Annotated in this window: 17 protein-coding genes; 9 read left to right on the top strand and 8 right to left on the bottom strand. The window is 68.8% G+C overall.

The window, feature by feature from the left end:
- The first annotated feature begins 7 nt into the window (after nucleotides 1-7).
- The 7 genes from ACFWZ4_RS05180 (at nucleotide 8) to ACFWZ4_RS05150 (ending at nucleotide 7,378) form a co-directional block, all read left to right on the top strand.
- Entirely contained in the window at nucleotides 8-1,222 is a 1,215-nt protein-coding gene (locus ACFWZ4_RS05180) for an ABC transporter permease (RefSeq protein WP_439703643.1), read from the top strand.
- An 83-nt stretch (nucleotides 1,223-1,305) separates the two neighbouring features.
- Nucleotides 1,306-2,643, top strand: a complete 1,338-nt coding sequence (locus tag ACFWZ4_RS05175) for a sigma-54-dependent transcriptional regulator (RefSeq protein ID WP_439703642.1) — start codon at nucleotides 1,306-1,308, stop codon at nucleotides 2,641-2,643.
- A 153-nt stretch (nucleotides 2,644-2,796) separates the two neighbouring features.
- Complete coding sequence (locus ACFWZ4_RS05170) at nucleotides 2,797-3,132, top strand: hypothetical protein (protein ID WP_439703641.1); 336 nt, start codon at nucleotides 2,797-2,799, stop codon at nucleotides 3,130-3,132.
- Nucleotides 3,133-3,160: 28 nt separating this feature from the next.
- Complete coding sequence (locus ACFWZ4_RS05165; RefSeq protein WP_439703640.1) at nucleotides 3,161-4,537, top strand: sensor histidine kinase; 1,377 nt, start codon at nucleotides 3,161-3,163, stop codon at nucleotides 4,535-4,537.
- A gap of 95 nt (nucleotides 4,538-4,632) precedes the next feature.
- Nucleotides 4,633-5,577, top strand: coding sequence for an SPFH domain-containing protein (locus tag ACFWZ4_RS05160; RefSeq protein WP_439703639.1), 945 nt, complete (start codon nucleotides 4,633-4,635; stop codon nucleotides 5,575-5,577).
- Nucleotides 5,578-5,666: 89 nt separating this feature from the next.
- Nucleotides 5,667-6,113, top strand: coding sequence for an NfeD family protein (locus ACFWZ4_RS05155; RefSeq protein ID WP_439703638.1), 447 nt, complete (start codon nucleotides 5,667-5,669; stop codon nucleotides 6,111-6,113).
- On the top strand, nucleotides 6,110-7,378 hold the full coding sequence (locus tag ACFWZ4_RS05150) for a threonine/serine ThrE exporter family protein (RefSeq protein WP_439703637.1): 1,269 nt from the start codon (nucleotides 6,110-6,112) through the stop codon (nucleotides 7,376-7,378). The genes ACFWZ4_RS05155 and ACFWZ4_RS05150 overlap by 4 nt, the downstream gene beginning before the upstream one ends.
- Before the next feature lie 416 nt (nucleotides 7,379-7,794).
- On the opposite strand, the gene yjgA is transcribed toward ACFWZ4_RS05150, so the two are convergent.
- Together yjgA and ACFWZ4_RS05140 are read right to left on the bottom strand one after the other, a co-directional pair.
- The gene (gene yjgA / locus ACFWZ4_RS05145; RefSeq protein ID WP_439703636.1) at nucleotides 7,795-8,358 is read right to left on the bottom strand and encodes a ribosome biogenesis factor YjgA; all 564 of its coding nucleotides are present in this window, start codon (nucleotides 8,356-8,358) and stop codon (nucleotides 7,795-7,797) included.
- The gene (locus ACFWZ4_RS05140) at nucleotides 8,355-8,594 is read right to left on the bottom strand and encodes a DUF1653 domain-containing protein (protein ID WP_439703635.1); all 240 of its coding nucleotides are present in this window, start codon (nucleotides 8,592-8,594) and stop codon (nucleotides 8,355-8,357) included. Before ACFWZ4_RS05140 ends, yjgA begins: the two co-directional genes overlap by 4 nt.
- Before the next feature lie 90 nt (nucleotides 8,595-8,684).
- Between ACFWZ4_RS05140 and pmbA the strand changes: the two genes are divergently transcribed.
- Both pmbA and ACFWZ4_RS05130 read left to right on the top strand, forming a co-directional pair.
- The gene (gene pmbA / locus ACFWZ4_RS05135; RefSeq protein WP_439703634.1) at nucleotides 8,685-10,037 is read left to right on the top strand and encodes a metalloprotease PmbA; all 1,353 of its coding nucleotides are present in this window, start codon (nucleotides 8,685-8,687) and stop codon (nucleotides 10,035-10,037) included.
- An 87-nt stretch (nucleotides 10,038-10,124) separates the two neighbouring features.
- Nucleotides 10,125-10,586: a DUF4870 domain-containing protein gene (locus ACFWZ4_RS05130; RefSeq protein ID WP_439703633.1), complete on the top strand. Its 462-nt coding sequence runs from the start codon at nucleotides 10,125-10,127 to the stop codon at nucleotides 10,584-10,586.
- 70 nt (nucleotides 10,587-10,656) lie between these two features.
- Here ACFWZ4_RS05130 and ACFWZ4_RS05125 read toward each other — a convergent pair whose 3' ends face one another.
- The 6 genes from ACFWZ4_RS05125 to ACFWZ4_RS05100 form a co-directional block, all read right to left on the bottom strand.
- The gene (locus ACFWZ4_RS05125) at nucleotides 10,657-11,592 is read right to left on the bottom strand and encodes a polyprenyl synthetase family protein (RefSeq protein WP_439703632.1); all 936 of its coding nucleotides are present in this window, start codon (nucleotides 11,590-11,592) and stop codon (nucleotides 10,657-10,659) included.
- On the bottom strand, nucleotides 11,552-11,809 hold the full coding sequence (locus ACFWZ4_RS05120) for an exodeoxyribonuclease VII small subunit (RefSeq protein ID WP_439703631.1): 258 nt from the start codon (nucleotides 11,807-11,809) through the stop codon (nucleotides 11,552-11,554). The genes ACFWZ4_RS05125 and ACFWZ4_RS05120 overlap by 41 nt, the downstream gene beginning before the upstream one ends.
- A gap of 162 nt (nucleotides 11,810-11,971) precedes the next feature.
- On the bottom strand, nucleotides 11,972-13,276 hold the full coding sequence (gene tilS / locus ACFWZ4_RS05115) for a tRNA lysidine(34) synthetase TilS (RefSeq protein ID WP_439703630.1): 1,305 nt from the start codon (nucleotides 13,274-13,276) through the stop codon (nucleotides 11,972-11,974).
- Entirely contained in the window at nucleotides 13,269-14,024 is a 756-nt protein-coding gene (locus ACFWZ4_RS05110; RefSeq protein ID WP_439703629.1) for an NYN domain-containing protein, read from the bottom strand. The genes tilS and ACFWZ4_RS05110 overlap by 8 nt, the downstream gene beginning before the upstream one ends.
- Nucleotides 14,025-14,129: 105 nt before the next feature.
- A complete protein-coding gene (locus ACFWZ4_RS05105; RefSeq protein ID WP_439703628.1) occupies nucleotides 14,130-14,516 on the bottom strand; it encodes a VOC family protein in 387 nt (128 codons plus the stop codon).
- A gap of 4 nt (nucleotides 14,517-14,520) precedes the next feature.
- Nucleotides 14,521-15,477, bottom strand: coding sequence for an acetyl-CoA carboxylase carboxyltransferase subunit alpha (locus ACFWZ4_RS05100; protein ID WP_439703627.1), 957 nt, complete (start codon nucleotides 15,475-15,477; stop codon nucleotides 14,521-14,523).
- Nucleotides 15,478-15,581: the final 104 nt, after the last annotated feature.

Genomic DNA, 15,581 nt, shown 5'->3' with positions numbered 1-15,581 from the left:
AGGAACCATGCAGATACAACCTGTCCTCGCCGCACTGCGCCGCCATCGCCTGGCCACGCTGCTGATCGTGCTGGAGATCGCGCTCGCCTGCGGCGTGCTGTGCAATGCCTGCTTCCTGATCGCCAACCGGTTGCAGCAGATGCGCATGCAGAGCGGCATCCAGGAAAGTTCGCTGGCGGAGCTGACCATTACCGGATTCGAGCCGTCGCAGTCGACCGACCTCAATGCCCGCGTGCTCGACGGCCTGCGCACGATCCAGGGCATGCAGTCGGTCAGCGTGATCAACGCCGTACCCTTCGGCGACCACGCCGGCACCGCTGGCATCAAGCTCAGCCGGGACGCACGGGACATCGCCGGCGTGGTCGACTTTTACGTGGGCGGCCCTGGCAGCTTCGAGGCGCTGGGCGCGCGCGTGGTATCGGGACGCGCGCCTCAGGAAGCCGACATGCGGCCAGTAGTCGACTTCCTGCCCAAGGGCGCCCCGGTGCTGGTGACGCGCGCGCTGGCCGAATACCTGTGGCCCGGCGCCGACCCGCTCGGCAAGGTTATCTGGTGCGCCGACCGGCCATTTCGCGTGATGGGTCTGCTCGATCACCTGGCCCGGCCCTCGGGCGGTGAGGGTGGTCCGGAAACCCGCGAGTGGTCGGTGTTCGTGCCCGCACTGCCCGGCGAGAATCTGGCCGGCGTCTATCTGTTGCGTGCGGCGCCGGACCAGTTGGACCGGGTGTTGCGGGACGCGCGTGCGCGTATTGCCAAGGTCGCACCGGAAGTCGTGGTCGACAGCCACGGCAGCCAGACCATCCCGCAACTTCGCGACCGCTATTTCCGCGACGATCGCGCGATGGCCGGCATGCTGGTCGGCGTGATCGTGGCGCTGCTGCTGGTGACCTCGCTGGGCATCGTCGGCCTGACCAGCTTCTGGGTGGCGCAGCGGCGCAAGCAGATCGGCGTGCGGCGTGCGCTGGGCGCGACCCGCGGCGACATCCTGAACTATTTCCAGACCGAGAACTTCCTGATTGTCAGCTTCGGCATCGCGCTCGGCATGGCGCTCGCGTTCGGCATCAACCTGCTGCTGATGACCCGATACGAACTCCCGCGCCTGCCGGTGCTTTACCTGCCGGTCGGCGCGCTGGTGCTGTGGGGCCTGGGCCAGCTGGCCGTGCTGGCGCCAGCGCTGCGCGCGGCGGCGGTACCGCCGGTGGTGGCCACGCGGTCGGTCTGAAGGGCAAGTGGCTTCCCCTTTGGCGGACCTGTGGCAACCTTTTGGCGTGGAGATGCATCCATGCCGGCATGTGCAGGAAAAAAATGCGAACCGTCCTGATCATTGATGACAACCCCGCGGTGGGCGAGGCGCTGTCGCTGCTGCTCTCGCTGCACGACATCCGCCCGCTGATCGCGATCACGCCGGAGGAGGGCCTGGCGACGCTGGACCGCGAACTCGTCGACGTGGTGATCCAGGACATGAACTTCACCGCCGACACCACCTCGGGCGAGGAGGGCGTGGCGCTGTTTCGCGCGATCCGCCAGCGCCACACCGACCTGCCGGTGATCCTGCTGACCGCATGGACCCACCTGGAAACCGCGGTGGAGCTGGTCAAGGCGGGCGCCGCCGACTACGTGGCCAAGCCGTGGGACGACACCAAGCTGCTGGCCACGGTGGAGAACCTGCTGGAGCTTTCCGAATCCACCCGCGAGGTCAACCGCACCCGTCGCGAGCGCCGCCGGCGCCGCGACGTGCTGCGCCAGACATACGAGCTGGACGGGCTGGTGTTCGCCTCCGACGCGATGGCGCAGACGCTCGAGCTCGCCTGCCAGGTGGCGCGCTCGCACGTGCCGGTGCTGATCACCGGCCCCAACGGCGCAGGCAAGGAGCGCATCGCCTGCATCGTCCATGCAAACTCGCCGGTGCGGAACGGGCCGTTCGTGGCGGTCAATTGCGGCGCGCTGCCGGGCGAGCTGATCGAGGCGGAACTGTTCGGTGCCGACGCCGGCGCCTACACCGGCGCCAACAAGGCGCGCGAGGGCCGCTTCGAGCTGGCCGACGGCGGCACGCTGTTCCTGGACGAGATCGGCAACCTGCCGCTGCCCGGCCAGGTGAAGCTGCTGCGCGTGCTGGAGACCGGGCAGTTCGAGCGGCTGGGTTCGGGTCGCACGCGGCAGGTCAAGGTGCGCGTGCTCTCGGCGACCAATGCCGACCTCAAGGCCATGGTGCGCGCCGGCACCTTCCGCGAGGACCTCTACTACCGCCTCAACGTGATCGAGGTGAACCTGCCGCCGCTGTCCGAGCGCACCGACGACATCGTGCCGCTGGCCGAGTATTTCCTCGACGGGCGCGCCGAGCTCGGCGACGCCGCCCGCGAGGCGCTGGCGACCTACCCCTGGCCCGGCAACGTGCGCGAACTGAAGAACGCAATCGAACGCGCCGCGCTGCTGGCGACCGACGGGGTGGTGACGCCGCAACTGCTCAACCTGCCGCAGCACACGCCGACGGTGGCGCGCAACCTGGACGAGCCCAGTCGCGAGGCAGTCGAGACCGCGCTGCACCGCGCCGACGGTGTGGTCAGCCGCGCCGCGCAGTCGCTGGGGCTGTCGCGCCAGGCGCTGTACCGGCGCATGGAGCGCTACGGGCTGGCGACCAGCTGACGTCGCCAGGCGGCAGAGTGGACTGGAGGCCCACCGTGGTCCGCCGTGGCGTGGAGGGGCGGCGGGCTGAATCCCGTCCAGCACTGCATGACGGCGGTTGCCGGTACGACGGGCGCGCGGGATGATCGCGCCAGTCCCCAAGGAGCAGGAACCATGCATATCCGGATCATCGTGCTTGCCTCGCTGCTGGCGGCTGCCGGGGCCCACGCCCAGGCGGTGCCACCCTCCAGCCAGGCCAGCGACAGCTGGAGCACCCCGGCGCCGGCCTCCACGGCGAGCTACCGGGCCGATGCCGCTCCCGCACTGAAGGAAAAGAAGTCCGCATCGCACTTCAAGTTCAAGGAGCGCGACAGCTATACCCAACCCATGGGCAACGCGGCGCAGCAGCACTCGGGCAATGCGGCTGTCGGCACCATGGGCACGATGGATCGCAATGGCCGTCCGGCAGTCAACTGCCCGCAGACGCCGATGGATCCTGCGTGCCACTGACGCACCTGCCCCGGGGCAGGAGCCTCGCATGCAACTGAGATCGCTGCAGGTCCGGCTGACCGGGCTGCTCATGCTGGCGAGCCTCAGCGGCGCGCTGGTCTACGCCGGGCTGACCCAGTGGCCGATGCCGCAGGTGCTGGCGTGGCTGCGCCACGACCCGCGCCTAGGCGTTCACCTGCCGACCTGGCCGGGCATCTCCGGCAGCTTGCTCGCCACCATGCTGGTGATGCTGCCGCTGGCGTTCTGGTTGGGCGGGCAGGTGATGTCGCCGATCCGCCGCCTGCTGCGTGCGCTCGAAGGCGCGGTGGCGAGCTTCCGCGACGGGGATTTCAGCTTCTCGATCGCGGCCGACCGGCGCGACGAACTCGGTGCCCTGATCCGCATGCACAACACGCTGGGCCAGACCTTGCGCGAACAACGCCAGCACCTGGTGCAGCGCGAGTTGTTGCTGGACACGGTGGTGCAGCACACGCCCGTGTCGCTGGTGCTGGCCAACGCCCAGGGGCGCATCGCCTACGCCAACATCGCCGCGAGGCATCTGTTCAACGAGGGGCGCAGCCTCAATGGGCTGGATTTCGGCGAGTTGCTGCTCAACGTCCCCGAGGCGCTGCGCCGGGCGGTGGAGAGCGGCGAGGATGCGCTGCTCAGCGTGCCCATGGACGGCGCCGAGGAAACGTTCCACCTGTCACAGCGGCTGTTCCGCCTGCAGGGGCGGCCGCACAAGCTGTATTCGCTGCGCCGCATGACGCGCGAACTGTCGCGCCAGGAAGTTGCGACGTGGAAGCGGGTGATCCGCGTGATCAGCCACGAGCTCAACAATTCGCTGGCACCCATCTCTTCGCTGGCGCATTCGGGTGCGGAACTGGCCCGGCGCGGTGACCTGGCGCGGCTGCCCGGCGTGTTCGCCACCATCGGCGAGCGAGCGCGCCACCTGCACGGCTTCATCGCCGGCTATGCAAGCTTCGCCAAGCTGCCGGCGCCGCAGCCGCAGGCGATCGACTGGCAAGCGTTCCTGGACAGCCTGGCGCTGCACTGCCGGTTCCAGTTGGCCGGACCGGTGCCGACCGAGCCTGGCTGGTTCGACAAGGCGCAGATCGAGCAGGTGCTGATCAACTTGATCAAGAATGCGCACGAGGCAGGCGGTGCCGAGGACGGCGTGACGCTCGCGCTGGCGCAGGTCGGCCACGACTGGCGCATCGAGGTGGCCGATCGCGGTCCCGGCATGAGCGAGACGGTGCTGGCGCAGGCGCTGCTGCCGTTCTATTCGACCAAGCGCGCAGGCACCGGCCTGGGACTGGCGCTGGCACGCGAGATCACCGAGGCGCACGGCGGGCGAATCACCCTGGCCAACCGCGAGGATGGCGGCTTGCGGGTCAGCCTGCTGCTGCCGGCAAGAAACCAGTAGGAGCGCGCCGGTTCTGGACCGGCCCGCGGGCGCGCACAGGCGCGCCCTGCAGGCATCGCGCGCCTATACTGGTCGCTCAACCACAGGAGGGGGCCATGGGCAGCTGGATAATCGGCGTGGTGCTGGTGTTGCTGGTGATCATCGTGATCGCCAAGCTGGTGCGGATCGTGCCGCAAGGCTACGAGTGGACCGTGGAGACCTTCGGTCGCTACACGCGCACGCTGAGCCCGGGCCTGCATTTCCTGGTGCCGTTCTACCAGGCCGTCGGCGCCAGGATGAACATGATGGAGCAGGTGCTGGACGTGCCCTCGCAGGACGTCATCACCAAGGACAACGCGGTCGTGCGCGTGGACGGCGTGGTCTTCTACCAGGTGCTGGACGCGGCCAAGGCCGCCTACGAGGTGGCCAACCTGGAGCAGGCGTCGCTGGCGCTGGTGATGACCAACATCCGCACGGTGCTGGGCTCGATGGACCTGGATGAATCCCTGAGCAAGCGCGACACCATCAACGCGCAGCTGCTGCGCGTGGTCGACGAAGCCACCCACCCGTGGGGCGTCAAGGTCAACCGCATCGAGATCAAGGACATTGCGCCGCCGCGCGACCTGGTCGATTCGATGGCCAAGCAGATGAAGGCCGAGCGCGAGAAGCGTTCCAACATCCTGGAGGCCGAGGGCTTCAAGCAGGCGGCGATCCTCAAGGCCGACGGCGAGAAGCAGAGTGCGATCTTGGCCGCCGAGGGCAAGAAGGAAGCCGCCTTCCGCGAAGCCGAGGCGCGCATCCGCCTGGCCGAGGCCGAGGCCGAGGCGACCCGGATGGTGTCCGACGCGATCGCCAGCGGCAACATCAACGCGCTCAACTACTTCGTCGCCAACAAATACGTCGAGGCGCTGAAGGAAATCGCGCACTCGCCGAACCAGAAGATGCTGCTGCTGCCGATGGAAGCGACCGGCGTGATCGGTTCGCTCGCGGGCATCGCCGAGATGGCCAAGGAGGCGCTGTCGCAGCAGGGCTCGGCCAAGGTCGTACCGCCGCCGCGGTAGATTCGCGGCCGTTCGTTCCGGGCGTGGCGCAGCGGAGTCGAAGTACCCGCGCGACGGCTCATCCCGAGGACCTGGCAGGAGTTCCATCGATGTCCCTACTTTCCGCGCATCACCTTTGGTGGCTGCTGGCCTTGCTGCTGATCGGGCTGGAGGTTGCCCTGCCGGGCTACTTCCTGCTGTGGATCGGCATCGGCGCGGCGGCCACCGGCGTGCTGGCCTGGCTGGTGCCGGGCCTGTCGCTGCTGGGGCAGGCGATCGCCTTCGCGGTGCTGGCCTTCCTCGCCTGCGCGGTCTACGCCTGGATGCTGCGACCGAAGCTCCGGCGCACCGAATCCACCGGCGAGCGGCTCAACCGCCGGGGTGCGCAGATGGTCGGTCGGCGCTACGTGCTGATCGAGCCGATCGTCAATGGACGCGGCAAGGCGCGCGTGGGCGATGGCGAATGGCTGGTCAACGGTCCGGACCTGCCGCTGGGTGCCACCGTCGAGGTGGTCGGCGTCGATGGCAATACGCTGCAGGTGCGGCCCGCCGCATGAACGGATTGATCGCCGGCGCGGCGCAGGCGCCAGTCGATACGCGGATCGCCTTCCTGGTCGAGCTGGCGCGCCGGCTGCATCAGTACGGCACCTCCGCGGCGCGCCTGGAGATAGCCATCGCAGCTGCCGCGCAGCGGCTGGCGCTCGTCGCGGACGTGTGGTCCAGTCCGACCGCGATCATCATTTCCTTCGCCGACCCCAGCCAGAGCGAGGAAGGGCTGGCCCAGGTGACCCAGGTGATGCGGCTGCCGCCGGGCGACGTGCACCTGGCGCGCCTTTGCGAGGCCGACGCGATCGCCGACCGCGCCATCGCCGGCGAGCTTGGCCTGCGCGAAGGCTTCCGCCTGTTGCGCGACCTGGGCCGGCCGGAGACACGGCGCGCCCAGGCCGCCGTGGTCGGCAGCTACGGCTTGTCGGCCGCCAGCGTCGCGGCGCTGTTCCTGCACAGTTCCTGGGCCGACCTGGTGGTGGCAGGCGCGATCGGCCTGGTGATCGGGTTGATTACCGTGCTTTCGGCGACGCGGCCGCGGCTGGCCGCCGCCAGCGAGGCGATCAGCGCATTGGTGGCGACTGCCGGCGCGATCCTGGTCAGCGCCTTCATCGTGCCGCTGGCGATCAAGTCGGTGGTGCTCGCGGCATTGATCGTGCTGATCCCGGGCATGTCGCTGACCACGGCGGTGCGGGAGATTTCCAGCCAGCACCTGACCTCGGGCATGGCGCGCATGGGCGGGGCGATCGCGACCCTGCTCAAGCTCACCTTCGGCACCGTGGCGGCGAGCCAGGTCTGTGCGGCGTTCGGCATCGACGCCGGCAGCTACGCGTTGGCGCCATTGCCGCGCTGGATGGACTGGCCCTCGCTACTGGTCGGTGCGCTGGGTTTTGCGATCCTGTTCCGTGCGGCGCGGCGCGACTGGGCGGTGGTCGTGGTGGCGGTGTGCGCGGGTTACCTGGCCACGCGCTGGGGCGGATTGCTGTCGGGGGCGATTCCGGGGGCGCCGTTTGGCGTGTTCCTCGGCGGGTTGTTGCTGGGGGCGCTGGCCAATCTCTATGCGCGGTACATGCATCGGCCGGGGGCGGTGATCCGCGAGCCGGGGATCATCCTGCTGGTGCCGGGCAGCGTGGGGTTTCGCAGCGTGTCCTATCTGTTCGAGCGGGACACCACGTTGGGCATGGACAGTTTCATCCTGCTGATCACGCTGTTGATTTCGCTGGTGGCGGGGCTGTTGTTCGGTGACTTGCTGGTTTCACCGAGGCGGTCGCTCTAGAGCGAAGAGCTTTTTAGCTCAGGGCGAAGAGCTTTCAGACGCCCGCGGCGCCCGAGTCACTTTCTCTTGCTTGCCCAAGAGAAAGTAACCAAAGAGAAGGGCACCCCGATGGCGCGCCCTTCGGGTACGCGTGCGGGCGGCGGGGTTTTTCGACGGGACTCCTGTCCCGACGAAAAACTGGCCGGCGTCCTGCCGGTCACCCTTCGGGCTGATCCACCACCCGCCCGCCGCGCCATAGGGGACCCGGGAAGCAAAGGCGCAGAGCTAAAAGCGCAGAGCTAGCCTGCTCGCGCGGCGAAAGCGGGTGGCTGGAAAATTGGCGCTTGCGAAAGACATGCTCCCTCTCCCCACCGGGGAGAGGGTTGGGGTGAGGGGCTGGGGCTCGCCTCGGCGTCTCGGTCAGGGCGGCGGGTGCTTCAGTCCTCGACGTCCTCGCCCTCATCGCCGCCATCTTCCTGCTGCAAATCCTTCAGCAACTGGAAGATCTCCCGGTATGCCCGCGGCGGCTTGTTCGCCGCTCGCTCGCTGCGTGCCTGGCGGATCAGCGAGCGCAGGTGCTGGCGGTCGACGGAAGGATGCTCGGCGATCAGCGTGGCGGCGGCTTCGTCGTCATCGAGGAGCCGTTCGCGCAGCGCCTCCAGGCGATGCATGGCGGCAGTTTCCTGGCGCTGGCGCTCGCGGTTCTCGCCCAGTTCGGCGCGCACGCTGTCGAATACCGCGTCCTCGTGCCGGCGCATCTTCTTGGCCAGGAACGCCAACTGCCGCTTGCGCGCGATGTGCGAGCTGATCCGGCGCACGTTGGCGATCTCGTCGCGCACGTCTTCGGGCAGGTCGAGCTTGGCCAGGCGGCTGGGCGGCAGCTCGACCAGCTGGTTGGCGAGCGCCAGTACGGCGAGCGCCTCGCGGCGTTGCTGGGTACGGCTGGGACCGTAGTCCTGCTCGTCGAGTTCGGTCTGGTTGCGGCTGCGGCTGGGGCTCACTGGCTCTCCATGGGATCGGGTTGGCTGGGCGTTTCCAGCGCGAAGCGGGGCACCGGTTCGCCGTCGATCGTGACGGTTTCACTGAACATGGCCATCGGCCGCACCCACAGGCCGTATTCGCCATATAGCGCGCGGTACACGACCAGCTCCTCCAGCGTTTCGCTGTGGCGGGCGACGCCGAGCACTTCGTAGCGCTGGCCCTTGTAATGTCGGTAGACGCCGGGGACCGGTGGCATGCGCGCTCCTTTTGATCGGGCAGGGGCGACCCCATCTCCGGAAGTCGTGCGTATGTCGCCGCCCATTCTACCTGCCTGAAGGAACGCCCCGTGAGTGCAGTCGCCTTGTCCGCCGACACCAGCCATCAGGAACTCGACCGCCTGGCCGAGCTCGCCGAGGACGTGATCCGCCGTTCGCGCGCCGCGGGCGCCAGTGCGGCCGAGGTGGCGGCGAGCATCGACAGCGGCCTCAGCGTGAACGTCCGCCTGGGTGAGGTGGAGACGGTCGAGCATACGCGCGACCGCGGGTTTGGCCTGACGGTGTACTTCGGCCAGCGCAAGGGTACGGCCAGCACGGCCGACCTCAACCCGGCTTCCATCCAGGCCACGATCGACCAGGCCTGCGCGATCGCGCGCTACACCGAGGCGGATCCCGCCGCGGGGCTGGCCGATCCGGCGCGCATGGCGAAGAGCTTTCCCGATCTGGACCTGTGGCACCCCTGGCAGGTCGACACGGCCGAGGCGATCGCGCTGGGCCAACAGATCGAGGCGGCCGGACGCGCGCACGCGGGCATCACCAACTCCGATGGCGCCGCGGTGCAGGCGGGCCAGACCCTGTCGGTATATGCCAACTCGCACGGTTTCGTCGGTCGCGAGCGTGCCACGCGACATGCGCTCTCGCTCTCGCTGATCGCCGGCGAGGGCGACGGCATGCAGCGCGATTACTGGTACGACTCGGTGCGCGACGCGAGCGACTTCATGAGCGCGCAGGCGCTCGGTGACAGGGCGGCCGAACGCACGCTGGCGCGGTTGAACTCGCGCAGCCTGGGCACGCGACAGTGCCCGGTGCTGTTCGTGCCGGAGCTCGCACGCGGGCTGATCGGTCACCTGGTCAGCGCGGTGAGCGGCGGCGCGCTGTACCGGCAGGCCAGCTTCCTGCTCGATCACGCCGGCAAGCGGGTGATGCCCGAATGGTTGAACATCGTCGAACGTCCGTTCCTGCCCCGCGGCATGGGCTCGGGCGCGTTCGACGCCGAGGGCGTGGCCACCGCCGACAGCGCACTCGTGGAGAACGGCGTGCTGGCGCGCTACATCCTCGGCAGCTACTCGGCGCGCAAGCTGGGGCTGGAGTCGACCGGCAACGCTGGCGGCATCCACAATCTGCTGGTCGAGTCCGGCCCGGACGACTTCGCCGCGCTGCTCCGGCGCATGGGCACCGGCCTTGTGGTGACCGAGGTGATGGGGCAAGGCGTGAGCACGCTGACCGGCGACTACTCGCGCGGCGCGGCGGGTTTCTGGGTCGAGAACGGGCAGATCGCCTTTCCGGTGGAAGAGATCACCATCGCCGCCAACCTGCGCGACATGTTCGCGGGCATCGTGGCCGTAGGCAGCGACGTGGATCGGCGGGCGCAGATCCTGACCGGCTCGATCCTGCTCGACCGGATGACCGTCGGCGGCCAGTAGCTTTGGCCTATGGCGTGGCGGCGTGGCTTTGCTAGCATCGCCGCACCGGCGACAGGCCGGCGTCATCGAAGGAAAGAGGAGCCTGGCATGAGCGTTCCACCCGATTCCGTCGTCCCGCCCCCGCCGCCTTCGGGCGAGCCGGTCCCGCCGCCCGAGCCGATCGATTCGGTCGGCATGCCCAGCCACGAGGAGCGCCAGTGGGCGCTGTTCGCGCATCTGTCCGCGCTGGTGGGTGGGTTGCTCACCGGCGCATTCGCCGGCCTGGGCTGCTTCATCGGCCCGCTGGTGATCTGGCTGATCAAGAAGGACACCATGCCCTTCGTCGACGACCAGGCCAAGGAGGCGTTGAACTTCAACATCACCCTGGCCATCGTCGGCGTGGCGCTGTTGCTGCTTACGCTGGTCACCTTCGGCTTCGGCGCGCTGCTTACGGTGCCGGTCGGCATCCTGGTCGGCATCGCCTGGCTGGTGCTTACGATCATTGCCGCGATCAAGGCGAACGAAGGCGAGCGGTACCGTTATCCGTTCACGCTGCGACTGATCAAGTAAGTAACCCCACGCGCGGCTCCGGCCCGCCGAATGGCCTGAGGGAGCGCAGCGATGCGCTCCCTCAGTCTTTCTAGTGGGAGCGGTTGGCTGCGTAGTGCGCCAGTTCCCGGAGCAGCACGGCCCGATCGCCGAACGGAGCAATGGCCTGCAGCGCGGTGGTTGTGAGCTCGGCCAGGCGCGCGCGCGAAGCCTCCAGGCCGATGATCGAGGAGAAGGTCGGCTTGTCGGCTGCCGCGTCCTTGCCGGCGGTCTTGCCGATCACGGCCGATTCGCCTTCCACGTCGAGAATGTCGTCGCGCACCTGGAACGCCAGACCGACGGCGCCCGCGTAGCGGTCCAGCGCATCGAGCGCGCTCGCCTCCGCGCCGGCGGCGAGGGCACCCAGCCGCACGGCAGTGCGGATCAGCGCGCCGGTCTTGCAGGCGTGCATGTGTTCGAGTTCATCCAGGGCGAGTTTGCGGCCCACGGCCGCAAGGTCCAGCGCCTGACCGCCAGCCATGCCTTCGGCGCCGCAGGCGCGACCGAGCACGCGCAACATCTCCAGCGTGCGCGCGGCGTCGGTGCCGGCGTGCGGGTCGTGGGCAAGGATTTCGAAAGCCAGCGCCTGCAGGGCGTCGCCGGCCAGGATCGCCATCGCTTCGCCGTAGACGATGTGGCAGGTGGGCCGCCCGCGGCGCAGAGCGTCATCGTCCATCGCTGGCAGGTCGTCGTGCACCAGCGAGTAGGCGTGGATCAGCTCCACCGCGCAGGCGGGAGCGTCCAGCTCGATTCCGTCCGCGCCCAGCGCGTGGCCGGCGGCATAGACCAGCAGCGGGCGCAGCCGCTTGCCGCCACCGAGCACGGCGTAGCGCATGGCACGGTGGAGCTGCAGCGGCGGCTGTCGTTCGGACGGCAGTACGCGCGCTAGCGCGGCATCGGCGCGCGCGGTCAGCGCGAGCAGCCGGGGGCCGAGTTGGAGCGGCGCGTCAGAGGTCGGATTCGAAGGGTTCGGCGTCGTCGGGCGCATCGGGATCGAGCAGCAGGCGCACGCGCAGTTCGGCCTTGTCCAGGGCCTGCTGGCAGTGACGGTAGAGGCCGATGCCGCGCTCGAAGGAGGCCAGCGATTCGTCCAGGCTCAGCTCGCCGCCTTCCATGCGCGCCACCAACTGCTCGAGTTCGTCCAGCGAATGCTCGAAGTCGGCGACGGACGGGGTTTCCGCGGGAGCGGGAGCGGGTTTGGCCATGGGCCGCAACGCTAGCGCAGCAGGGGGTTGGAATCAATGTCTGGAGCGGATCCAAAGCTCGCAATTTCCTTGTAGAAGCCCACTTGCGCGCGATGCTCCATCGGTGGCCCGGTATGAAAAAACATCGTCAACGAGTGGCTCCCTGCATGGGCGGAACGGTGCTCAGCCGGCTCGGATCCAGCGTGGCTGGGCGCCCAGCGTTTCGAACAACTCCGCGCCCGGTGCCGTACACCACAGGTCGGCCACTGCAACCAGCTGGTCACCGGCATAAACCAACGGACAGGCTTCGCGCTGCCACGGCGGAAGCGCCACCTGCTGGAACAGGTCGCGCAGTTCGCGCGTGTGGCGGTCGCCGGCGGGCTTGATCCGTTCCCCGCCTTGGCGCAGTCGCACGGTGAGCGGCATGGGCAGCCGGCGGCTCGGCGCGAGCAAGAGTTGGCCGCCGTCGGGCAGGATCAATGGCTCGCCCAGCCAGCAGGCATCCCAGCGCGGATCGAACGATGGCCGCGGCGCATGCGCCCATAGCCTGCCTTTCCAGATATGCAGCTCGGCCCCGGGCCAGCGCACGCACGGCTGCCGGCCTGCGCGAGCGTGGCACTGGTGCTCGATCTGCCGGCGCTGCGCAGCGGTCGGCGCGGGCAGGCCGCGAGTGTGCAGCCAATGGTCGAGCAGCGGCTCGCGCAAGGCGGCGTCGAGGGCGAGCCAGTCTTGGGCATCGAGGCTGCCGCTGGCGGGGTCGTGCAGCGCGGTGAAAGCCTCCAGCCAACGCGCTCGCAAACTTTCATCCGCCGCGCGGCAGAGCGCGGCGCTGTGCAGGATGGAATCGGCGGCGTGCGGCCAGTGCCGGCGCAGGCGCGGCAGGATCTCGTGGCGCAGGTGATTGCGCGCCAGGCTGGTGTCGCCATTGGACGGATCGTCGACGCAGACCAGCGCGCGGGCTTCGACATAGGCGCGCAACACCTCGCGAGGCAGGTCCAGTAGGGGGCGCCAGAGGCGGCCACGACCCAGCGGCCGAATCGCGCGCATGCCGCCGAGCCCCTGCGGACCGGCACCGCGAAGCAGCTTGAGCAGCACCGTCTCGACCTGGTCGTCGCGGTGGTGTCCCAGCAAAAGCCATTCGCCGGAACACAGTGCGTCGGCAAAAGCGGTGTAACGCGCGTGCCGTGCGGCCGCTTCCAGGCCCTCGCCACTGGCGCGTGCGACCTCCACCCTGCGCACCTGGCAGTCGATATCCAGCGATGCGCAGAACGCCGCCGCCTGCGTGGCCCAGGCGCCGCTTTGCGAATGCAGCCCGTGGTCCACGTGCAACGCGCGCAGGCCGCGCACGCGCGCCTGCGGCAATGCGGCCAACGCATGCAGCAGGGCGGTCGAATCGGGCCCGCCGCTGAAGGCGACGCACAATGCTCCGTCCGGATGGCGGTCGAGGGCGTGGCTGAGCGTGTCGGCCAACGTACGCGGGCTACTCACGGCCGGACGGTTTCTTCTTCTTGTTGCGCACGTAGATGTGCTTGCCGTTGCCGAGCTGGCGGTCTTCGGTCTCGAACAGCCCGATCGCTCCGATGAGGCCGCTCAGTTTGCCGTAGCCCCAGTTGCGCGAGTCGAACTCCGGCGCGCGCTTGCTGACCATGCTGCCGACGGCGCCAAGGCCCGCCCAGCCCGTATCGTCGGCGGCGTCCTCGATGGCGTTGCGCAGCAGGTTGACCAAGCGCGCGTCCTGGCGCAGCTCCTGCGTGTTCATGCGCTGCGAGGGTTCGGCGGGTTTCTCGTTGTCGCTGTCCGGTTCGCCGAGCACGTCGGTGTAGATGAACTTGTCGCAGGCAGCGACGAACGGTCCCGGTGTCTTGCGCTCGCCAAAGCCATAGACGGTCAGGCCCGATTCCCGGATGCGCCGGGCGAGCGTCGTGAAGTCGCTGTCGCTGGAGACGATGCAGAAGCCGTCGAAGCGGCCGGTGTAGAGCAGATCCATCGCATCGATGATCATCGCCGAGTCGGTGGCGTTCTTGCCCTTGGTGTAGCCGAACTGCTGGATTGGCTGGATCGACAGGTCCAGCAGCCGGTCCTTCCAGCCGCGCAGGTGGTTGTCCGTCCAGTCGCCGTAGGCGCGCTTGACGTGGGCGGTGCCGTAACGGGCCACTTCGGCGAGGAGGCCCTCGGCCAGGCCGGGCTGGGCGTTGTCGGCGTCGATCAATACGGCGAGCTTGGCGTGGTCGGCCATGGCGATGCCTTTCGGGACGGACCCCGATAGTAAACCGTGGGCGGGCGTAGCTCTTTGTAGGCGCGCCCCTGTGCGCGGCCGTGGGCACCCCGGTCGTCTAAAGGATCAGCGGCCGAAGTTGAGCTCGATGTCCAGGCCGCTGGGGTCGGTGAGGAAAAGTTGCACCTGCCCCAGTTCGTCCACCTCGTCGAGCTCGTAAGCCAGCCCCGTTGCGTCCAGGCGCGTGCGGGTGGCGTCGAGGTCGGTACAGGCGAAGGCGAGGTGATTCAGGTGGCCAGTCCGCGCGGGCACCGCATCACCCGGCCCGGCGACGGTCAGGTGCAGCACGTCGGTCTCGCCGGCGTAGAGCCAATGGCCGCGCGAGCCGGAGCGGAACGCTGGTCGCGGGCCTTCGTGCAGGCCGACCACGTCGATGTAGAAGCGGCGCAGGCGCTCGATCATGGCCTCGGGCGCGCGGAGGTTGGCATGGGCGAGACCGCGCACGCCGGTCATGGACTTATTCCGCGTAGGCGCCGTAGCTGCGCAGGCGCTGGTAACGCTGCTCCAGCAGTTCCGGCGCGGCAATCGCTTCGAGCTCGTCGAGCTGGTTCATCAGCACCGCCTTGAGGCGCACCGCCATCGAGCGTGCGTTGCGGTGGGCGCCGCCCAGCGGTTCGCGGATCACCTTGTCGACCAGTCCGAGCTCGTGCAGGCGCGGGGCGGTCATGCCCAGCGCCTCGGCGGCGTCGCGCGCCTTGTCCTGGCTCTTCCACAGGATCGAGGCGCAGCCTTCGGGCGAGATCACCGAGTAAGTCGCGTACTGCAGCATGTTGACGCGGTCGCCCACGCCGATCGCCAGCGCGCCGCCGGAACCGCCCTCGCCGATCACCGTGCAGACGATTGGGGTCTTGAGGTCGGCCATTTCCAGGAGGTTGCGGGCGATCGCCTCGCTCTGGCCACGCTCCTCGGCCCCAACGCCGGGATAGGCGCCGGGGGTGTCGATGAAGGTGAGCAGCGGCAGGCCGAAGCGTTCGGCCATCTTCATCAGGCGCAGCGCCTTGCGGTAGCCCTCGGGGCGCGGCATGCCGAAGTTGCGGCGCACCTTGGTCCTGGTGTCGCGGCCCTTCTGGTGGCCGATGATCATCACCGGCCGGCCGTTGATGCGGCCCAGGCCGCCGACGATGGCGGCGTCGTCGGAAAACGCGCGGTCGCCGGCCAGTTCCTGGAACTCTTCGCAGATCACGCCGATGTAGTCGAGCGTGTAGGGCCGCGCCGGATGGCGCGAGAGCTGGGTGATCTGCCAGGAGTTGAGGTTGCGGAAGATCTCGGCGGTCTTGACCTTGAGCTTCTCGCGCAGGCGAGCGACTTCCTCGTCGATGTTGAACGCCTGGCCATGGCTGGCGTGGCGCAGTTCTTCGATCTTCGCTTCCAGTTCGGCGAGCGGTTGTTCGAAATCGAGGAAGTTAGGGTTCATTCGCAGGCGATTCGTGACGCTGAGCGGGCCAGTATAGCCGGGGTAGGTGCAAAGGCGGGAACGGGGGCGTATGGGCCCGGCGTCGCCTTTAGCGGTACGCCACC

The organism is Frateuria sp. GZRe12 (assembly GCF_051900535.1).
Lineage (GTDB): Bacteria > Pseudomonadota > Gammaproteobacteria > Xanthomonadales > Rhodanobacteraceae > Frateuria_A.
This window is presented reverse-complemented; position numbering and strand designations above follow the sequence as displayed.

Coding starts and splice junctions, on each gene's coding strand:
- ACFWZ4_RS05125 (WP_439703632.1), bottom strand. CDS start 11,592: ATGCGCCCGACGACGCCGAACCCTTCGAATCCGACCTCTGACGCGCCG.
- ACFWZ4_RS05165 (WP_439703640.1), top strand. CDS start 3,161: ATGCAACTGAGATCGCTGCAGGTCCGGCTGACCGGGCTGCTCATGCTG.
- ACFWZ4_RS05180 (WP_439703643.1), top strand. CDS start 8: ATGCAGATACAACCTGTCCTCGCCGCACTGCGCCGCCATCGCCTGGCC.
- ACFWZ4_RS05150 (WP_439703637.1), top strand. CDS start 6,110: ATGAACGGATTGATCGCCGGCGCGGCGCAGGCGCCAGTCGATACGCGG.
- ACFWZ4_RS05175 (WP_439703642.1), top strand. CDS start 1,306: ATGCGAACCGTCCTGATCATTGATGACAACCCCGCGGTGGGCGAGGCG.
- ACFWZ4_RS05130 (WP_439703633.1), top strand. CDS start 10,125: ATGAGCGTTCCACCCGATTCCGTCGTCCCGCCCCCGCCGCCTTCGGGC.
- ACFWZ4_RS05155 (WP_439703638.1), top strand. CDS start 5,667: ATGTCCCTACTTTCCGCGCATCACCTTTGGTGGCTGCTGGCCTTGCTG.
- ACFWZ4_RS05105 (WP_439703628.1), bottom strand. CDS start 14,516: ATGACCGGCGTGCGCGGTCTCGCCCATGCCAACCTCCGCGCGCCCGAG.
- ACFWZ4_RS05160 (WP_439703639.1), top strand. CDS start 4,633: ATGGGCAGCTGGATAATCGGCGTGGTGCTGGTGTTGCTGGTGATCATC.
- ACFWZ4_RS05110 (WP_439703629.1), bottom strand. CDS start 14,024: ATGGCCGACCACGCCAAGCTCGCCGTATTGATCGACGCCGACAACGCC.
- ACFWZ4_RS05100 (WP_439703627.1), bottom strand. CDS start 15,477: ATGAACCCTAACTTCCTCGATTTCGAACAACCGCTCGCCGAACTGGAA.
- ACFWZ4_RS05170 (WP_439703641.1), top strand. CDS start 2,797: ATGCATATCCGGATCATCGTGCTTGCCTCGCTGCTGGCGGCTGCCGGG.
- ACFWZ4_RS05140 (WP_439703635.1), bottom strand. CDS start 8,594: ATGCCACCGGTCCCCGGCGTCTACCGACATTACAAGGGCCAGCGCTAC.
- ACFWZ4_RS05120 (WP_439703631.1), bottom strand. CDS start 11,809: ATGGCCAAACCCGCTCCCGCTCCCGCGGAAACCCCGTCCGTCGCCGAC.